This is a genomic window from Pseudarthrobacter sp. BRE9, from assembly GCF_031844305.1.
Lineage (GTDB): Bacteria > Actinomycetota > Actinomycetes > Actinomycetales > Micrococcaceae > Arthrobacter.
Window position 1 is genome coordinate 72,223 of the sequence record NZ_JAUZUY010000010.1, and the last position, 16,770, is coordinate 88,992.

The following is a 16,770-nucleotide window of genomic DNA, read 5'->3' on the forward strand; positions in this document are numbered from 1 at the left end:
GCGCATGAGTACGCCCACTACCGAAGTGCACAACGCAACGCAGCCGCAGGTTGCCCCCGCCGCCGGCGCGGTGACCAAACAGCTCATCGTGCAGAAATTCGGCGGCTCCTCCGTTGCGGACGCGGACGGGATCAAGCGCGTGGCAAAGCGCGTCGTCGATGCCCAGGAAGCAGGCAACGAAGTGGTTGTGGTCGTCTCGGCCATGGGCGACACCACGGACGAGCTCCTGGACCTCGCTGCCCAGGTGACCGATTCCGCCCCCGCCCGCGAAATGGACATGCTGCTTTCGGCCGGTGAGCGCATCTCCATGGCACTGCTGGCCATGGCCATCAACAAGCTCGGCGCCTCCGCCCAGTCCTTCACCGGGTCCCAGGCAGGCATGATCACCGACGGAATCCACGGCAAGGCCCGGATTATCGACGTCGACCCGCACCGGATCCGCACCGCCCTGGACAAGGGCAACATCGCCATCGTGGCAGGTTTCCAGGGCATGAGCCGGACCACCAACGAGATCACCACGTTGGGCCGCGGCGGCTCCGACACCACGGCGGTGGCACTGGCGGCAGCCCTGGAAGCTGACGTCTGCGAGATCTACACTGACGTGGACGGCATCTTTACCGCCGATCCGCGGGTGGTCCCGTCAGCCCAGAAGATTGACAGGATCTCCAGCGAGGAGATGCTGGAACTCGCCGCCTCAGGCGCCAAGATCCTCCACCTGCGCTGCGTGGAATACGCCCGCCGGTTCGGTGTCCCCCTGCATGTCCGTTCCTCGTTCAGCCAGCATGAAGGCACCTGGGTCATCCCCAGCGCCGACGACAAGATCACCACTCAAGAGGGAGTTGCCTTGGAGCAGCCAATCATCTCCGGCGTTGCGCATGACCGTTCCGAAGCGAAGGTCACCGTGGTCGGCGTTCCCGACATCCCCGGCAAGGCCGCCGCGATCTTCCAGGTCATCGCCGACGCACACTCCAACATCGACATGATCGTCCAGAACGTGTCCACCCACGGCACGGGCAAGACCGATATCTCCTTCACCCTGCCCATCGTCGAAGGCGCAGACGCCCTGGCAGCGCTGCACGCCGCACAGGACCAGATCGGCTTCGAGACCATCGAATACAACGAGCAGATCGGCAAGCTCTCACTGATCGGCGCCGGTATGCGCTCCCACCCTGGCGTCTCCGCCACCTTCTTCAAGGCGCTGTCCGACGCCGGCATCAACATCAATATGATCTCCACCTCCGAAATCCGCATCTCGGTGGTGACCCATGCCGACCTGCTGGATGAGGCCGTGCGCGTGATCCACAAGGCGTTCGGACTGGACACCGAAACCGAAGCGACTGTTTACGGCGGCACCGGCCGCTAGGCCCCGCGAAAAAAGCCGGGCGGCCCTTCCCTCAGGGGAATGGGCCGTCCGGCTTTTGGCCTTAAGGCGCGGCTGGAATGAATCAGCTCTCGCGGTCGATGTCTTCCCGGCGCACCGCGTAATGGTGTCCGGTTGAATCGGTTTCCACCACGAAATGTGAAAGGTCCTCTTCGGAAGCCTGTTCGAATTCGTCGTGTTTGTGCACGACGGGCGTGTCAGCGTCCAGTCGGGTGGCAGGACCAAAGACGAAGCGGAGCCTCTCAGTCAGGCCCATGAAACTGTTGAGGACATGTGCCACTGTTTCCACCCCCTTCCCGAACCTCGGGCTAAAGTGCAGCCGGCTCCGACGGGAGCCAGTGCCCTTATCTTAAGCCCGCGACAGGGAAAAGGCGCCGGTAGGCGAGGGAATGAAACCGCTAGCGCAGGGAGCGGTCTTCAGGGTTCCGCGGGACAACGTACGTGCTGCCGTCCGGCCTGGTGACGGTCTCCCACTGCTGGGTTTCTGCCTGGCGCTGTGCCAACAGCCTGCGGTTCTCCTCGGTCATGTCGTGCGCCAGCGCAGTCCGGCTCGCGGGACCAAAAACGGCCCGCAGCTTTCCTGTGGCGCGCATGAAGCGCTGGGAGGCGTTGCCCTTGTCCGCGGACTTGTCCCTGCCCATGAAGAAGTTCCTTCCACTCACCGTTCACCTGCATTAAATGCACACTAATGATTAGTGCACTAACAATTGGAGGACCCATGACCGCCACAGCAGAAATGGACGCTGCAGAGCCAGCCGCGGCAGAGCCGGCTGACGTGCAGGAGGAAGACCTGCTGCTGGAACATCAGCTCTGCTTTGCACTCACCGTGGCTGCCCGCAGCGTGGTGGGGGCCTATAAGCCAGTGCTCGAGAAACTCAACCTCACCCATCCGCAGTACCTGGTGATGCTCTGCCTGTGGGAAGACAGCCCGCGGACAGTCCGCAACATCAGCCAGGCCCTTGCCCAGGAGCCGGCCACCATTTCCCCGCTGCTCCGCAGGCTTGAGGCAGCGGAACTGATTACACGGGGCCGTGCGGACGGCAATGAGCGCGCCCTCGCCGTCGAGCTGACAGCCAAAGGCGCGGCATTGCGGCAGCAGGCGCTGCAGGTGCCGGGGACCATGATGGAGCGGCTGGGGCTGACCCGGGAACAGGTCACCGAACTGCACGCATCCATGATGGGCCTGATCGCTGCAACGTCACAGTGAGTGTCGGCAGGGACTGGTTGGGCCCGGTCCAGGACCAGCCGGCACCGGGTCAAGCGACTAGAATAACGGGACCTAGGGAGAGGAAGCCTGATGCGTAATTTCCGCATGCTCGCAGCGGTCCTGGCCGTCGGCGCCGGCCTGATTTCCGGTTGCAGCGGCACTCCTGACAACGGCGCGTCCACCTCAGCAGTGCCTACGACCTCCTCCGGCGGAAGTTCATCTGCCGGCTCGGCCGCTCCCTCCCCTGACACTGAAACCTCGGTCCCGGCTCCCGCACCAGCCACCTCGCGGCCAAGCGCCGGCCCGGGGCAGGGAAACGCCGAACTCGCCATAACGGTGGTCCCGTCCGAGGGCGCGGCCGAACTCGATTACACCCTGGCCTGTTCCGCCGGCACCCCTGCCGCAGAAAGCAGCCACCCCAACGCCGATGCCGCGTGCGCAGCCCTGAAAGCCAACCCGGGGATCCTGTCACCGGAGGAACCCGGAACCTCCCGGACCTGCACGCAGCAGTACGGCGGCCCCCAGAAGGCAACCGTGACGGGCATGGTGGATGGTGTTGCCGTGGAGTCCTCCTTTGCGCGGACCAACGGATGCGAAATCAGCGCATGGGATGCTGCCAAGGATGTGCTGGGTGCCGCCGGTGGAGCCTCTTAAGCTCCTGGCGGCCGCCGATGCGGGGGCGAGGGAAGAAGCCCACGTTCGGCGCGTCAGCCGCTACGCCGATCCCTACCTGGCCCGGCGGTCGGCGGGCCGGAAACATCCAGTGGAGGATTTCCTTTTCACCTATTACACGCAGAAGCCCGGCCAGCTGAAGCGGTGGCACCCTGGTGCCGGCGCGGTCCTTACCGGCGGCCAGGCGGCCATGCGGCTGGGGTGGAAGCATTACCGGGTGCTCGACGACGGCGAACTCGCCTCCCTGGGGCTGGCCGCGGGAAGCACCGCAGTCACCTTCGATCGGAGCGCCTTCCTGGCTGACCGCAAGGATGCGGTGGCCTTCGCCGGCATCATCCTCCGCGGGACGGCGGCCAGGCCGGCACAGTTCGGCTGTTTCGGCCTCCACGAGTGGGCCATGGTGTACCGGCAGGACAAGTTCGACCTCCGCCATGAGTATCTGCGGCTGCGGCTGGGAGCGGCCGGCACCGACCAGGTGGTGGAGGACAACAGGATCCGCTGTACCCATTTCGACGCGTTCCGCTTCTACACACCGGACGCCATCCCGCTCAACGAACACTCCCCCAGCCGGGACACGCAGCGGCACATGGAGCAGCCGGGCTGCCTGCACGCCAATATGGACCTTTACAAGTGGGCGTACAAGCTGCTGCCGGCGCTGTCCAGCGAACTGGTGATGGACTGCTTTGAACTGTCCTGGCGGATCAGGGCCATGGATATGCAGGCTTCCCCGTACGACCTGGCGGACTGGGGCTACCCCGCCATCCCCATCGAGACGCCCCAGGGCAAGGCCGCCTACGTCGAGCACCAACGAGCCTTCGCCGCGGACGCCGGGGTCCTGCGCGGAAGGCTCGCCGCGGAACTCGGGGCACTGTCAGACGGAGCACCACGGTGATCGACCTGACCATCAGGATCCGGGAGGACCCCGACGCCCCTGAGCATGTTTTCCGGCTTGTAGCCAAGGACAGCGCCCCCGCCGCGGAATCCACCCTGCCCCGACCCGCGGCCGCGCTGGCCGCCGTGGAGCGGTTCGGTGAAGACATCTTCTTTCCCAAGCCTGGTCCTCCCAAGCTGTGCACGCAGCAGTACGGGGGCCCGCAGGTTGCGGTGGTCACCGGTATTTTCCATGGCCGGCCCGTCAACTCGACCTTCACCCGCACCGACGGGTGCGAGATCGCACGGTGGAAGGCCATGGGCGCCCTGCTGGGCGGGACGGCCGCTTAGCTTTTCGTTTGCCTTCCGCATGCGCGCATGAAAAAGGTCCCGGGCGGACTGATGACCGCCCGGGACCTCCCCCCATGCCTTCCCGGTCAGGTCGCGGGTACCGCCTGCGCCAGGTCAAGCTGGGGAGCGCCGGCCGGGGCGGGGGCAGAGCGCTGTCCCACCTGGACGTTCACCCAGGTCTTGATGCCGTTGCTGCCAAGGCTCAGACGGGAGAGGTAGGAGCCCTCCTGGAGTCCTGTCCAATTCAGGGTTGCCGAGGTGGCGGTTCCGTTCGGCGCCACGATGGGGTTCGGGTTCACCGTGAGGTTTCCTGCGTCACCGGCGAAGGTCACAGCCTGGACCGAGGCAGTAGCCGGGCCGTTGTCCGGCGTGGCGTACAGGTTGGCCACCACATAGTAGGTACCGGCCCGCGGCGATTCCAGGTCAAGGAATTCGCTGGCCGACGCGGTCGCCACCTGGGTGGCCGTCAGCCCGCCCGAGGCGTTCGGTGCGTAGACCACCATGTCCCAGTCGACGTCGTCCGACTGTGCCTGGATGCCCAACCGTGCAAACGAGGCGCCGGCCGGCACCTTCACCTGGAGCAGGGCGTTGTGCGCGTCATTCGTGGGTGCGTACTCGCCCGGGGTCTTGGTGATGGCCGTCTGGCTCAGCGGTGCCAGGCCCTCCACGCCGACGGCGATGGGGCTGTCGGAGCCGGAGACAAGCTCCAGGGAGCCGCTGCCGGTCCCTGTGGCCGAGCTGAAGGAGAACGACGGGGCGATTTGGGCATCAACCGGCCGGATGGCGATGGGTGACGTTACCGTCCTTGGGCCCTTCCAGGTGAGGCTTCCGCTGCTGAACTTGCCCACCGGCGCGCTGACGTTCCGGATGGTGACGGTTACTTCCCGTGCCTGCCCGGCCTTGGCGAAGTTCAGTGCCTTGGGTTCGACGTTGACGTTGAAGCCCGGCATGTTCACCTCGGGGCGGTACATGCCCGGCACCAGGGCGGTCAGCTTGCGCTTCACCTGCACCTCTCCGACCAGGCTGCCCAGCGCGATCGAAGGCAGGTTCAGGTCGCGGGCGGCAATGCTGCCGGCCTGCGGCGCCCCGGTGTCCACACCCTGGCCGTTCAGGAAGCCCAGCCAGTCCTGGATTCCCGAGTCGTAGACCAGTCCGGGATCAAGGACGCGGGTGGAATCGATGTGGCCGGCGCCGCCCTGGAACGGGTCGGTGTTGGGCGAACCGTCGGCATTGACCAGCGGGTAGGCGGTGGTCATCATGGCGGACTTCACCATTGCAGGGGTCCACTTCGGCTGCTTGCCCAGGACCAGGGCACCGAAACCGGCGATGTGCGGTGCGGCCATGGAGGTGCCGGACATGAATCCGAACTGGTCACCGTCGTTGCCGATCGTGGAGACACCGGCCAGGACGTTGACGCCCGGAGCGGAAATGTCCGGCTTGAGCAGGTCACCGCCGGCGGCCAGGGTGGGTCCGCGGGAGGAGAACCCTGCAATCTGGGGTGCCGCGGCCGGCGGCAGTCCGGTCAGGTCGCCCTTGACCAGGCTGACAGTCAGCGTCGGGTTGGCTTCCAGCTTGGACTTCAGTTCCAGGCTCTTGGGGGCGTTGACGTGGACGGTGGGAATGACGTGGTTGTCGGCGTCCTCCGAGCTGCTGGTGAGGTTCACCAGGATCATGCCCACGCCGCCCTTGTCCAGGACTTCCTGGCTCTTGGCGGTCCGGTCCACAACGCCGCGGTCGCAGACCACAACCTTGCCGGCCACCTTGGACCCGTCAAGGGTGCCCGGGCCGCAAAGGTTGGGGTTGGCAGCACCCGGGGCTGCGGCGGCAGCAGCGAGGACAACGGGTTTGTCCGCCACTTCCGCCTTCATGATGGAAGCGCCCCGGTACAGCGATCCGTCGGATACCTTGACCGTTCCCACCAGGTCGCTCGGGAAGGTGGAGGCAGCCACCGTGGTCAGCCAGGGTGAGGCATGGTTCACGGTGGAGGCTGCAGGACCGGAGTTACCGGCCGACGCCGAAACGAAGACACCGGCGGCGGCAGCGTTGAGGAATGCCAGCGCCACGGGATCGCTGGTGCTGTTGTTGTTGCCGGAAATGGAGTAGTTCAGGACATCGACGCCGTCCTTGATGGCTGCGTCCACGGCCTCAACCGACGCTGAGGAGTAGCAGCCACCGGTGTCCGGGTTGGTGTCCTCCCAGCAGACTTTGTACACCGAGACCTTGGCGGCGGGGGCCACCCCCGAGCTCTTTCCGAAACTGGCTCCGTCGATCACCTGCTCGACATCGGCGTTGCCGGCTGCCGTGGTGGCGGTGTGGGTGCCGTGGCTGCCCACGTCCACCGGGGAAATCTGCTCCTCCGGTGCCCGGCTTCCGGGTGCCACGTACTGGAGGAAGGAATCGGCGAAGTAGCGGGCGCCGATGACCTTGGAATTGCAGAGGGATCCGTCAAACCCGGCTCCGGTGCCCTCGCCCTTTTGGCATTCGCCTTCGAAGGTGGTGCCGTCCGCTTTGAGCATGGCGATCTTGCCATCGCCGGTACGGTAGGGGACGCCCACCTGCGGGTCACCCTGCAGGGGCTTCACCGGTTCGCCCTGCAGGAAGGGGTTGTCCGGTGCGTAGCCGGAGTCGATGACACCCACCACAACGCCCTTGCCGGCGTTGGTTTGGCCGCCGAACTGCTTGGCCCAGGAGCCGTCCGGGCCGGTCAGCTTGAGGAAGTCGGTGGTGGTGTAATCAGGCTTGTTTTCGACGTCGGGCGCCACCACCAGGACGCGGCGGTCCTTGGACAGTGCTGCCGCCTGAGCCGCCGTCAGTTCGGCAGTGAACCCGTTGAGGGCCGCGGTGTACTGCTTGGCGGGTCGGATCCCCTGCGCCGCTGCGACGTCACGCTGCTGCTTGCGCAGGTGGGCGTCGTAAGCCTGGTAGTTGGGACTGCCGGCGTCGAGCTTCCTGCCCTGCTGGGGCTTGGTGGCTCCCAGTCCGGCAATTCCCCCTTCGTACGCCGCGGCAGCGGGACCGGCGAGCACCACGATGTACCGGCCGTCCTTGAATTGGCTGTCCTTCGCGGTGGAGTAGGAATTTTCCATACCTTGGCCTCCGGGTACCGCTGACGCGGGACCCGCTGCCACTGAGCCAAGGAGAAGGGGCAACCCGACGGCCAGCACGGCCGTTTTCCGGAGTCCCCCAGCCCGCGAGGGGCTCTTTCCAGTTGATTTCACGCGCAACCCTTTCACGATGTACCGCCCAGCCTTGGCGGGCAGCCGGAACGACTGGAACTGCAGGGGTAATTACAGATTTTGTAATTTGCTGAGACCAGACTGTTCACAGAGTACAGACTGAGAGCGTGATATGACATAGGGCACATTTGTGTTTTTTTCGCTTGTCATACCACGGCGTGCAAGCGGGCAGGACATGCAATCAGGCATGCAAAAGGGCGCCCCGAAGGACGCCCTGTTAAGAACGCAGGTGGAAGGCGGTGCTACTGGCGTGGAGTGCGTACCACGTCACTGATCCATTGCCTGGTTTTCTCGTCCACGGGGCCGGCTACCCGCGTCTGGCGGGCCAGCCGGTCCGCCTTTATTTTCTGGAACACCATCCGGCCCAGGCCGGCGAACACCGCCGCGGCAACCACGGGCAACAGCACGGACTTCGAATTCTCAGCCATCCAGCAATCCTAGTGAAGGCCCTCCGGCAACTCCAGAACCACTCCCACAGTGCCCCGGGCCCGGGCTCATTCCGTGCCGCCCGGCTGCCCGAAACCGCCGGATACAAAGGGGTGCGCCCGGCCCGGTAGAATGGTAAAGCAAGCTCGCGGAGCGCCCGACCTCATGGTGAACCAACGCAGGTGACCAACAGTCGCCCAAATCCCGGTACGGCGTGAGACGGCACCACTCCGCTGCGCCCTTACCCAAGCTCACGCACAGGAGTTACCGGATGCCCCGGATCGTTGTTGACGTCATGCCCAAGCCCGAGATTCTGGACCCGCAGGGGAAGGCGATCGTCGGGGCCCTCCCCCGGCTGGGCTTCACCAGCTTCAGCTCTGTCCGCCAGGGCAAGCGTTTCGAACTGACGGTCGACGGCGAGGTGACCGAGGACATCCTGGCCCAGGCCCGCGATGCCGCAGAGACCCTCCTGTCCAACCCCGTGATCGAAGATGTTGTCAACGTCGAGGTCGTCGAGGCCTGACATGACTGAACTCCCCCTGATCGGCGAAGCCGTCGCAGTCGCCGCGGTTCCGCGCCTCGCCGGCGCCCGCATCGGCGTCGTTACCTTCCCCGGGACCCTTGACGACCGGGACGCTGCCCGCGCCGTGCGCTTGGCCGGCGGCACCGCCGTCGAACTCTGGCACGGTGACAGCGAACTCGGCGACGTGGACGCCGTGGTCATTCCCGGCGGATTCTCCTACGGCGACTACCTGCGTGCCGGTGCCATTGCCCGGTTCGCACCGCTGATGTCCAAAATCATCGACGTCGCCAACTCCGACGCGAAGCTGCCCGTCCTTGGCATCTGCAACGGCTTCCAGATCCTCACCGAGTCGCACCTGCTGCCCGGTTCGATGATCAAGAACGACCACCTCAAGTTCCTCTGCCGCGACCAGGTGCTGCGCGTTGAGAACAGCAACACGGCGTGGACGCTGGACTACGAAGCGGGCCAGGAGATCACCATCCCGCTGAAAAACCAGGACGGCCAGTACATCGCGGACGAAAAGACCCTCGACGCCCTTGAGGCCGAGGGCCGCGTGGTGTTCCGCTACGTCGGGTTCAACCCGAACGGCTCCCGCCGGGACATCGCCGGTATCTCCAACGCCGCCGGCAACGTGGTCGGCCTCATGCCGCACCCCGAGCATGCAGTGGAGCCGGGCTTCGGTCCTGAATCGCTGGACGGCATCGGCGGTTCCGACACCGACGGACTGGGTTTCTTCACCTCCGTACTGAACAAGATTGTGGGAGGCGACAAGTGACCACGGAAACCACCAAGAAGTTCAACATCGACACGGTCGAACACGCTGCGAAGACGCCGGACACGGAGCTGCCCTGGGCCGAACTCGGCCTGAAGCAGAACGAGTTCGACGAGATCGTCAAGGTCCTGGGCCGCCGCCCCACCGGCGCGGAACTTGCCATGTACTCCGTCATGTGGAGCGAGCACTGCTCCTACAAGTCCTCAAAGAACCACCTGCGCCAGTTCGGCCAGAAGGTCACCGAGGAAATGAAGAAGGACATGCTGGTGGGCATCGGCGAAAACGCCGGCGTGACCAACCTCGGGGACGGCTGGGCCGTGACCTTCAAGATCGAATCGCACAACTCGCCGTCGTTCGTTGAGCCCTACCAGGGCGCTGCGACCGGCATCGGCGGCATCGTCCGCGACATTATCTCCATGGGCGCCCGTCCCGTTGCCGTGATGGACCCGCTGCGGTTCGGCGCCATCGACCACCCCGACACCGCGCGGGTCATGCACGGTGCAGTGGCCGGCATCGGCGGCTACGGCAACTCCCTGGGCCTGCCGAACATCGGCGGCGAAATGGTGTTCGACTCCGTCTACCAGGGAAACCCGCTGGTCAACGCCCTCGCCGTGGGCGTGATGCGCCACGAGGACATCCGCCTGGCCAACGCCTCCGGCAAGGGCAACAGGGTGGTCCTGTTCGGTGCGCGCACCGGCGGCGACGGCATCGGCGGCGCCTCGGTGCTGGCCTCCGAGTCCTTTGACGATACCAAGCCGTCCAAGCGTCCCGCCGTCCAGGTGGGCGACCCGTTCGCCGAGAAGGTGCTCATCGAGTGCTGCCTGGAGCTGTTCAAGGGCTCCCTGGTGGAAGGCATCCAGGACCTCGGCGCGGCAGGCATCTCCTGCGCCACCTCTGAACTGGCTTCCAACGGCGACGGCGGCATGCAGGTTGAGCTGACCTCCGTGCTGCTGCGTGACCCCACGCTGACGCCGGGCGAGATCCTGATGTCCGAGTCGCAGGAACGCATGATGGCCGTCGTCACGCCGGAAAACGTGGAAGCGTTCGAGGCCGTGATGGACAAGTGGGCCGTGGAGTACTCCTGGCTGGGCGAGGTGACCGACACGGGCCGCCTGATCATCACCTGGGAAGGCGAGGTGATTGTCGACGTCGATCCCCGCACCGTGGCACACGACGGCCCCGTCTACGACCGCCCGTTCGCACGCCCCGAGTGGCAGGACGCAGTGCAGGCGGACACCTTCACCGGTTCCGTCCAGGACGCCGGCCGGCCGGCCGCTCCGGCCGAGCTCGCTGCTGCCGTGACTGAGCTCGTGGCGTCGCCGAACATGTGCTCCAAGTCCTGGATCACCGACCAGTACGACCGGTACGTGGGGGGTAACACCTCCATGGCGTTCCCGGACGACGCCGGCGTGGTCCGCGTTGACGAGGAATCCGGCCTGGGCGTTGCCCTGGCCACCGATGCCAACGGCCGCTACACCTACCTGGACCCGTACCACGGTGCGCAGCTGGCGTTGGCCGAGGCCTACCGGAACGTTGCCACCGCAGGCGCCATCCCCATGGCCGTCAGCGACTGCCTGAACTTCGGCTCCCCCGAGGACCCGGATGTCATGTGGCAGCTCGCCGAAGCCATCCGCGGCCTGTCCGACGCCTGCATGGTGCTGGGCATTCCGGTCACGGGGGGCAACGTGTCGCTGTACAACCAGACGGGCACCACGCCCATCCACCCCTCCCCCGTGGTGGCAGTCCTGGGCAAGCTCGACGACGTTGCGCGCCGCACGCCGTCGGGCTGGCGTGAGGACGGCCAGGCCATCTACCTCCTGGGCACCACGGGTGCCGAGCTGGACGGTTCCGAATGGGCCAACATGCGCGGACACCTGGGCGGCCGGCCGCCGAAGGTGGACCTCGAGGCCGAGCGCGCCCTGGGTGAGATCCTGATCAACGCGTCCCGCGACGGCATGATCGACTCCGCCCACGACCTCTCCGAAGGCGGCCTCGCGGCAGCACTGGTGGAGTCCTCGCTGCGCTACGGCGTCGGTGCCAGGATTGCCCTGCAGGACGTCATGGACCGGGACGGCGTGGACCTGTTCACGGCCCTGTTCTCCGAGTCCCAGGGCCGTGCAGTTGTGGGCGTCCCGCGCTCCGAGGAGGTCCGCTTCACGGACATGTGCACCGCCCGCGGTTTCACCCACACCCGCATCGGCGTGGTGGACGCGGCCAGCGGCACACTCGAGATCAACGGCGTGGAGGCCCTGTCCCTGGACGCCCTCCGCGAAGCCCACGAAGGGACCCTGCCGAAGTACTTCGGCTAGTCCCGGGCCTGCCTCTCGATTGCTCCGTAACTGTCGTTTTGAACGCTCAGAACGACAGTTACGGAGCAATCGATGTTTAATCGCCCTTTCGCCAACCCGCCTGGACCAGAGCGCTGCGGACCTTTGTGACGGCTGGCTTGGCGTCGTTGAACATGTGGCGTCTGGAAATCCTGACTTCGGTCCAGCCGAGGGCCGCGTACCGCCCGGACCGGTCTATGTCCCGCACAACCTGTCCGTCTTCGCTGTGGTGTTCACCCTCGTATTCGATCCCGATCCGGTACTTGCGGTAGCTCAGATCGGGCTCATGGTGCCGCCTGCCGCCCTCGTCGATGATGGGGACGTTCAGCTCCGGTTCAGGCAATCCCGCCCGGACAAGGGCCAGCCGAAGAAAGATGTGCTTCACCTTCGGGACGAATGATGTGGTGCATGTCGGAATTCTCCTTTCGCAGCCGAAGAGGCAGCGAAAGCAGCTCCGCGGCGGTGAGGTGCGACGCGGCGCATCGCTCGTTGACCTCGATGAACGGCCGCACCCGCGTGCTCAACGGAAGCTCCGCCGTCGTGCATTCCGTCCGGCTGCCCCTGCCTTGACGCTTCAAGGAACTATGGCGCAATCGCCGCGGCGAGACTCCGGCCAAGGAGGCGTCGGCAACAGTGAAAGGGCGGCCGCGGAGTTCCTCCGGGAGCGGGCGTGGGGTCTTCATCGGTCCATAAGACCAAAATTGGGCAAAGACCGCAGAAGTGCCCCGGTGGGGATTAGTCCTCGCTGTGCAGCTCCCGCTGGCGGACGCTGAGCAGTTCGATCTCGGGCCTGCCTGCCACGAAGCGTTCGACGGCGGCAAGCACCTCCACGAGGTGTGGCCGGTCCGCTGCCACCAGGCCAACACCAAGCTGCGTGCGCCGGTACTGGCTGTGGTCCCCCACCTCGGCCACCGAGATTTCAAAGCGGCGTTTGAGTTCAGCCACGAGGGGCCTCACAACGGAGCGCTTCTCCTTCAGGCTGTGTACGTCGCCGAGGAGGATGTCGAACTCACTCCAGCCGATCCACATGGGCCCGGGCCTCCCTACTCGATGGTGAGCTCGCCCATCAGGTCCCAGCCTTCGCCGTCCAGCTGGCGGCTGATGATTTTCGGTGTTTCCGCGAGCGCCTGCGGCATGTCCGCCATGGCCTTCTTGAAGTGCCCGCTGTTGACGTGGTCCCCGGCGGCGTCGTCCTTGAAGGCCTCCACCAGGACGAACTCGTTGGGATCGTCCACGCTGCGGGACCAGTCGAACCACAGGTTGCCCGGCTCCTGCCGGGTGGCCCGGGTGAAGTCTGCCACGAGGTCGGGCCAGCGCTCCGACCAGTCAGGCTTGACCTTGAACTTGACGACGATAAAGATCACTGGGAGGTTCCTTCCGCGGCGAGAGTGCGTGCCCCTTCAATGTACCGGGACGTAACGTAACGCTGGGCCGCGCGGGTGACGAGGCCGCCGGCGGCGTAGAACCAGTTGGCGGGCTTGCTGAAGGCACGGATCCTTAGCCACACCTCCCCCTGGCTGTTGATCTCCACTTCGAAGGACTCCTCGCCGCGGGCAGGGTGCCCGCGCAGCGTCCCGTAGCCAAAGCCAGCGGATTGCGGAACACCCTCCGGCGCCGGCTCCCGGGCCCACACCACCTGGCAGGGCGCGGGCAGGCGGAAGGGCCCGACGCCGAACCCGCTGACCACGTGTGCCCCGGGCACCGCCCGTGGCAAATCGGCGCGGACCCGCAGCCCCGCCCGCCGCTGGAGTTCCCAGCCGAGGATGCCGTCCGCCACCCGACGATAGACGTCCAGTCCGGCGCCAAGGCGCGCTTCCTCCAGGACCCGGTCAAACCCCTCCGGGGCGCCGCCGTGCTCGGTGCCGCCGATTCCCGGATAGCTGAACTTTCCGGCGTCAGTCATTGCCGCCTGCCCTCTCGAGGCCTGCCCACCCCAGTTGCGCCTGCTGCTTCCGGCTCAAGCCAGACACCACCAGGTCGTACGAGTCCTCCACCATGTCACGGATCATCCCGTCCGGCAGCGAGCCGTCGAGGCGCACGCCATTCCAGTGGATCTTGTTCATGTGCCAGCCTCCGGTGATCGCAGGGTGTGCGGCGCGCAGCTGCACGGCCAGGGCCGGCTCGCATTTCAGGTTCACGTAAAAATCGCCTTCGTCCATGGAGGACAAGGCAAACAACTTTGCCTCGTGGCGGGTTCCCCCGGCAATGACGGCACGGACCTTGAAGACCGAGGTCTCCGGTCCGAACGGAAAATCCTCGTAGGCTCCCGGAAACGAAAGGCAGATCTTCCGCAGCGCTGTTGGGTCCATGAGGGAAGCCTATAAAGCAGAACGGCACGGTGCTAGTCTGCGAGCATGTCACACGATCAGGACGCCATACCTGTCCTGGACCTTGGTGCCGCCCGGCAGGCCTACGGCACCTTTAGGCCGGAATTCATTGAACAGCTGCGGCATGCCACCCACGACGTCGGGTTCTTCCAGGTCACCGGCTATGGGGGCCGGCCGGGCCAGGCCGAAGAGCTCCTGGACATCATCCGGCGCTTCTTCGATCTGCCCCTTGAGGAGCGGATGAAGCTGGACAACCGTCTGTCCCCCCACTTCCGCGGCTACACGCGCATGGGCACGGAGGTGACCCAGGGCCGTGCGGATGCCCGTGAGCAGATCGACTATTCACCGGAGCGCGAGCCGGTGCAGGACTATCCTGACGACCAGCCCTACTGGCTGCTGCAGGGCCCCAACCTGTGGCCTGACGAAGCCTTCCCGGAGCTGAAGCGGGCTGCCATGGAGTGGGCGGAGCTGATGTCCGGGGTGGGCATGGAGCTGTTGAGGGCGATCGCCGTTTCCCTGCAGCTGCCGGAAGACTACTTCGACGAGCCCTTCCGGGATTCACCGGCATGGATGGGCAAGCTGGTGCACTATGTGGGCGGTGTGGTGGAAGCGGCCGGGGACCAGGGCGTGGGCTCGCACGCGGACTACGGCTTTGTGACCCTCCTCCTGCAGGACAACGTGGGCGGCCTCGAAGTGCTGCCGCCCGGAACCAGCGAGTGGCTGCCGGTGGAGCCCCTTCCGGGAGCGCTGGTGGTGAACCTTGGCGAGATGCTCGAAGTTGCCACGGAGGGATACCTGGCGGCGACGATCCACCGCGTCCAGGCGCCGCCGCCGGGCGTCGACCGCTACTCGGTGCCGTTCTTCTGGTCGCCACGGCTTGACGCCGTCATCGAGCCCGTGCCGCTGTCTCCCGAGCTGAGGGCGGCTGCCCGCGGCATCACGGACGATCCGGCCAACCCGCTGCTGGCATCCTTCGGCCTCAACATGCTCAAGGGCCGGATGCGGGCCCATCCGGACGTGACGGAACGGCACTATCCTGACTTGATGAAGCGCCCCTGACGTGATGAAGCGCTAAAGGTTGTATTTCCAGGCGAGCTGCGCGGGACAGGCATTCATGACCACGTCCAGTCCCGCCGCCTTGGCGCGTTCCGCCGCCGCCTCGTCGATGACCCCCAACTGCAGCCATACGGCTTTTGCCCCAACGGCAATGGCCTGGTCCACCACGCTGCCCACCTTCTGCGAGTTCACAAAACAATCAACGACGTCGATGGGCTGCTTTTCGGCCGGGATGTCGCCGAGGGTGCGGTAGCCGGTTTCACCGTGGACAGCGTCGCCGGGCAGGTTGACGGGGATGATCTCCATGCCGAGACGGTCGCGGATCATCAGCGACACATCGTAGGCGGAGCGCCACTCATTGGTGGTGAGGCCGACGATTGCCCACCGGCCCTTGGTTCGCAGAAGGCGTTCAATAACGGCAGGATCGTTCGTGTGGCCCATGGAACCAGCCTACGCTTCCGCCCCGACACCGGCCCTTCATCGAATAAGAGAGTGATCACGGACGCTTCGGGGAGGTGTGAACGAATATTACGCGGCCCCACCGATAGTTTGCTCTCGCGGATTCATTGATGTGTAGTGGTCTTTGACCATCCCGAGCGGCCGAGAGACCTGGATCGATGACGCCGCAGCAACCCTGGTCGCCGGAGCTCCCCAACAGCCCCGGCGATAGCAAGGATCCCAGCCACGGGTAATCCGGAACTGACCACTCCGGCGAAGGCTGGCTCCGTAGGGTGCTACTGCCAGGACCGATGGAGTGATCCTATGACCGCAGTCCTGTCGTCGCTGCCTGGCGCGACCACCCCCTCCCATGCGCCTGCCCTCCCGGTGTCCTTCCGGAGCCTGCGCCGCACATTCGGCACCGGCTCCACGGCCCGGACCGTCCTGCGGGATGTGACTTTCGACGTTGCAGCCGGGGAAGTCCTGGCCATCCTGGGGCCCTCCGGTTGCGGAAAATCCACGCTCCTGCGCGCCACGGCGGGCCTGGACTACCCGACTGCCGGATCCGTCGTCATCGAAGACACCCCCGTGCACGGCATCGACCCGCGGTGCGCCTTCGCGTTCCAGGAACCCCGGCTCCTGTCCTGGCACACCCTGCAGGCCAACGTGGCCATCGGGCTGCCCGCCGGATGCAGCGCAAAGGAGGGCAAAGCCAAGGTGGCCCGGCTGCTGGAACTCGTGGGGCTGGAGAATTTCGCCAAGCACCGCCCCCGCGAGGTGTCCGGCGGGATGGCGCAGCGCGCGTCACTGGCGAGGGCCCTGGCCCGGAACCCCGGCGTCCTGCTGCTCGATGAGCCCTTTGGCGCCCTGGATGCCCTCACCCGGATCAGGATGCAGGACCTGCTCCTGGACATCCACCGGGCAGAGCCCACCACCGTCCTGCTGGTCACCCACGACGTGGATGAAGCCCTTCAGCTCGCAGACCGCATCATCGTGCTCGGCCCGGATGCCGCCGAACAGGGCGCAACGATCATCCGGACTGTGGAGGTGCCCGGCAGCCGGCCCCGCGGACGCGCCTCAGCCGAACTTGCCCTCATGCGCGCTTCGCTGCTGGAAACCCTGGGTGTTGACGGGCACCAAGCCCACTGACGGCAAGCCCACTGAGGCCAGTCCCGCCGATTCTC

The 16,770-nt window shown here is 65.9% G+C and carries 20 protein-coding genes; 10 read left to right on the forward strand and 10 right to left on the reverse strand.

The window, feature by feature from the left end:
- Positions 1-4: 4 nt before the first annotated feature.
- Positions 5-1,363 (forward strand): aspartate kinase, encoded by a 1,359-nt coding sequence (locus tag Q9R31_RS16800; RefSeq protein ID WP_311263844.1) that lies wholly within the window; start codon positions 5-7, stop codon positions 1,361-1,363.
- Between the two features lie 82 nt (positions 1,364-1,445).
- Here Q9R31_RS16800 and Q9R31_RS16805 read toward each other — a convergent pair whose 3' ends face one another.
- Both Q9R31_RS16805 and Q9R31_RS16810 read right to left on the reverse strand, forming a co-directional pair.
- Positions 1,446-1,661, reverse strand: a complete 216-nt coding sequence (locus Q9R31_RS16805; RefSeq protein WP_311263845.1) for a hypothetical protein — start codon at positions 1,659-1,661, stop codon at positions 1,446-1,448.
- 118 nt (positions 1,662-1,779) lie between these two features.
- A complete protein-coding gene (locus tag Q9R31_RS16810; protein ID WP_311263846.1) occupies positions 1,780-2,022 on the reverse strand; it encodes a hypothetical protein in 243 nt (80 codons plus the stop codon).
- A gap of 95 nt (positions 2,023-2,117) precedes the next feature.
- Here Q9R31_RS16810 and Q9R31_RS16815 point away from each other — a divergent pair, with 95 nt between their 5' ends.
- From Q9R31_RS16815 to Q9R31_RS16830, 4 genes are all read left to right on the forward strand, one after another.
- Positions 2,118-2,588, forward strand: coding sequence for a transcriptional regulator, SarA/Rot family (locus tag Q9R31_RS16815; protein ID WP_311263960.1), 471 nt, complete (start codon positions 2,118-2,120; stop codon positions 2,586-2,588).
- Positions 2,589-2,678: 90 nt separating this feature from the next.
- Complete coding sequence (locus Q9R31_RS16820) at positions 2,679-3,242, forward strand: SSI family serine proteinase inhibitor (RefSeq protein WP_311263847.1); 564 nt, start codon at positions 2,679-2,681, stop codon at positions 3,240-3,242.
- Entirely contained in the window at positions 3,220-4,152 is a 933-nt protein-coding gene (locus Q9R31_RS16825) for a 3-methyladenine DNA glycosylase (RefSeq protein ID WP_311263848.1), read from the forward strand. Before Q9R31_RS16820 ends, Q9R31_RS16825 begins: the two co-directional genes overlap by 23 nt.
- On the forward strand, positions 4,149-4,481 hold the full coding sequence (locus Q9R31_RS16830; RefSeq protein ID WP_311263849.1) for a serine protease inhibitor: 333 nt from the start codon (positions 4,149-4,151) through the stop codon (positions 4,479-4,481). Before Q9R31_RS16825 ends, Q9R31_RS16830 begins: the two co-directional genes overlap by 4 nt.
- An 86-nt stretch (positions 4,482-4,567) precedes the next feature.
- On the opposite strand, the gene Q9R31_RS16835 is transcribed toward Q9R31_RS16830, so the two are convergent.
- Together Q9R31_RS16835 and Q9R31_RS16840 are read right to left on the reverse strand one after the other, a co-directional pair.
- Complete coding sequence (locus Q9R31_RS16835) at positions 4,568-7,567, reverse strand: S8 family serine peptidase (protein WP_311263850.1); 3,000 nt, start codon at positions 7,565-7,567, stop codon at positions 4,568-4,570.
- 392 nt (positions 7,568-7,959) lie between these two features.
- Entirely contained in the window at positions 7,960-8,145 is a 186-nt protein-coding gene (locus Q9R31_RS16840) for a hypothetical protein (protein ID WP_311263851.1), read from the reverse strand.
- Between the two features lie 269 nt (positions 8,146-8,414).
- On the opposite strand from Q9R31_RS16840, the gene purS reads away from it, so the two are divergent.
- Genes purS through purL form a run of 3 tightly spaced genes read left to right on the forward strand, consistent with a single transcriptional unit; the run spans position 8,415 to position 11,747 of the window.
- Positions 8,415-8,666 (forward strand): phosphoribosylformylglycinamidine synthase subunit PurS, encoded by a 252-nt coding sequence (gene purS, locus Q9R31_RS16845; protein WP_003798434.1) that lies wholly within the window; start codon positions 8,415-8,417, stop codon positions 8,664-8,666.
- A 1-nt stretch (position 8,667) separates the two neighbouring features.
- Positions 8,668-9,441 (forward strand): phosphoribosylformylglycinamidine synthase subunit PurQ, encoded by a 774-nt coding sequence (purQ, locus tag Q9R31_RS16850; protein ID WP_311263852.1) that lies wholly within the window; start codon positions 8,668-8,670, stop codon positions 9,439-9,441.
- The gene (gene purL / locus Q9R31_RS16855) at positions 9,438-11,747 is read left to right on the forward strand and encodes a phosphoribosylformylglycinamidine synthase subunit PurL (RefSeq protein WP_311263853.1); all 2,310 of its coding nucleotides are present in this window, start codon (positions 9,438-9,440) and stop codon (positions 11,745-11,747) included. Before purQ ends, purL begins: the two co-directional genes overlap by 4 nt.
- Before the next feature lie 76 nt (positions 11,748-11,823).
- On the opposite strand, the gene Q9R31_RS16860 is transcribed toward purL, so the two are convergent.
- From Q9R31_RS16860 to Q9R31_RS16880, 5 genes are all read right to left on the reverse strand, one after another.
- Positions 11,824-12,150, reverse strand: a complete 327-nt coding sequence (locus tag Q9R31_RS16860; RefSeq protein ID WP_311263854.1) for a hypothetical protein — start codon at positions 12,148-12,150, stop codon at positions 11,824-11,826.
- A 350-nt stretch (positions 12,151-12,500) separates the two neighbouring features.
- Positions 12,501-12,794, reverse strand: a complete 294-nt coding sequence (locus tag Q9R31_RS16865; protein ID WP_311263855.1) for a DUF503 domain-containing protein — start codon at positions 12,792-12,794, stop codon at positions 12,501-12,503.
- Positions 12,795-12,808: 14 nt separating this feature from the next.
- Positions 12,809-13,129: a putative quinol monooxygenase gene (locus Q9R31_RS16870; protein WP_311263856.1), complete on the reverse strand. Its 321-nt coding sequence runs from the start codon at positions 13,127-13,129 to the stop codon at positions 12,809-12,811.
- Positions 13,126-13,668, reverse strand: a complete 543-nt coding sequence (locus Q9R31_RS16875; protein WP_311263857.1) for a DUF1990 domain-containing protein — start codon at positions 13,666-13,668, stop codon at positions 13,126-13,128. The genes Q9R31_RS16870 and Q9R31_RS16875 overlap by 4 nt, the downstream gene beginning before the upstream one ends.
- Positions 13,661-14,074 carry an MmcQ/YjbR family DNA-binding protein gene (locus Q9R31_RS16880; RefSeq protein WP_311263858.1) on the reverse strand — a complete coding sequence of 138 codons (414 nt, stop codon included), beginning with the start codon at positions 14,072-14,074 and terminating at the stop codon, positions 13,661-13,663. The genes Q9R31_RS16875 and Q9R31_RS16880 overlap by 8 nt, the downstream gene beginning before the upstream one ends.
- A gap of 45 nt (positions 14,075-14,119) precedes the next feature.
- Here Q9R31_RS16880 and Q9R31_RS16885 point away from each other — a divergent pair, with 45 nt between their 5' ends.
- The gene (locus tag Q9R31_RS16885; RefSeq protein WP_311263859.1) at positions 14,120-15,151 is read left to right on the forward strand and encodes a 2-oxoglutarate and iron-dependent oxygenase domain-containing protein; all 1,032 of its coding nucleotides are present in this window, start codon (positions 14,120-14,122) and stop codon (positions 15,149-15,151) included.
- Between the two features lie 12 nt (positions 15,152-15,163).
- Here the strand turns inward: Q9R31_RS16885 and Q9R31_RS16890 are convergent, their stop codons facing one another.
- Positions 15,164-15,589, reverse strand: a complete 426-nt coding sequence (locus Q9R31_RS16890; RefSeq protein ID WP_311263860.1) for a CoA-binding protein — start codon at positions 15,587-15,589, stop codon at positions 15,164-15,166.
- A gap of 321 nt (positions 15,590-15,910) precedes the next feature.
- On the opposite strand from Q9R31_RS16890, the gene Q9R31_RS16895 reads away from it, so the two are divergent.
- Positions 15,911-16,735: an ABC transporter ATP-binding protein gene (locus tag Q9R31_RS16895; RefSeq protein WP_311263861.1), complete on the forward strand. Its 825-nt coding sequence runs from the start codon at positions 15,911-15,913 to the stop codon at positions 16,733-16,735.
- Positions 16,736-16,770 lie beyond the last annotated feature (35 nt).

What these genes read in the sequence shown, in the direction of transcription:
- Q9R31_RS16865 (WP_311263855.1), bottom strand. Translation starts at nt 12,794, where the DNA reads ATGTGGATCGGCTGGAGTGAGTTCGACATCCTCCTCGGCGACGTACAC.
- Q9R31_RS16815 (WP_311263960.1), top strand. Translation starts at nt 2,118, where the DNA reads ATGGACGCTGCAGAGCCAGCCGCGGCAGAGCCGGCTGACGTGCAGGAG.
- Q9R31_RS16810 (WP_311263846.1), bottom strand. Translation starts at nt 2,022, where the DNA reads ATGGGCAGGGACAAGTCCGCGGACAAGGGCAACGCCTCCCAGCGCTTC.
- purQ (WP_311263852.1), top strand. Translation starts at nt 8,668, where the DNA reads ATGACTGAACTCCCCCTGATCGGCGAAGCCGTCGCAGTCGCCGCGGTT.
- Q9R31_RS16840 (WP_311263851.1), bottom strand. Translation starts at nt 8,145, where the DNA reads ATGGCTGAGAATTCGAAGTCCGTGCTGTTGCCCGTGGTTGCCGCGGCG.
- Q9R31_RS16885 (WP_311263859.1), top strand. Translation starts at nt 14,120, where the DNA reads ATGTCACACGATCAGGACGCCATACCTGTCCTGGACCTTGGTGCCGCC.
- purS (WP_003798434.1), top strand. Translation starts at nt 8,415, where the DNA reads ATGCCCCGGATCGTTGTTGACGTCATGCCCAAGCCCGAGATTCTGGAC.
- Q9R31_RS16800 (WP_311263844.1), top strand. Translation starts at nt 5, where the DNA reads ATGAGTACGCCCACTACCGAAGTGCACAACGCAACGCAGCCGCAGGTT.
- Q9R31_RS16895 (WP_311263861.1), top strand. Translation starts at nt 15,911, where the DNA reads ATGACCGCAGTCCTGTCGTCGCTGCCTGGCGCGACCACCCCCTCCCAT.
- Q9R31_RS16875 (WP_311263857.1), bottom strand. Translation starts at nt 13,668, where the DNA reads ATGACTGACGCCGGAAAGTTCAGCTATCCGGGAATCGGCGGCACCGAG.
- Q9R31_RS16820 (WP_311263847.1), top strand. Translation starts at nt 2,679, where the DNA reads ATGCGTAATTTCCGCATGCTCGCAGCGGTCCTGGCCGTCGGCGCCGGC.
- Q9R31_RS16880 (WP_311263858.1), bottom strand. Translation starts at nt 14,074, where the DNA reads ATGGACCCAACAGCGCTGCGGAAGATCTGCCTTTCGTTTCCGGGAGCC.
- Q9R31_RS16835 (WP_311263850.1), bottom strand. Translation starts at nt 7,567, where the DNA reads ATGGAAAATTCCTACTCCACCGCGAAGGACAGCCAATTCAAGGACGGC.
- Q9R31_RS16890 (WP_311263860.1), bottom strand. Translation starts at nt 15,589, where the DNA reads ATGGGCCACACGAACGATCCTGCCGTTATTGAACGCCTTCTGCGAACC.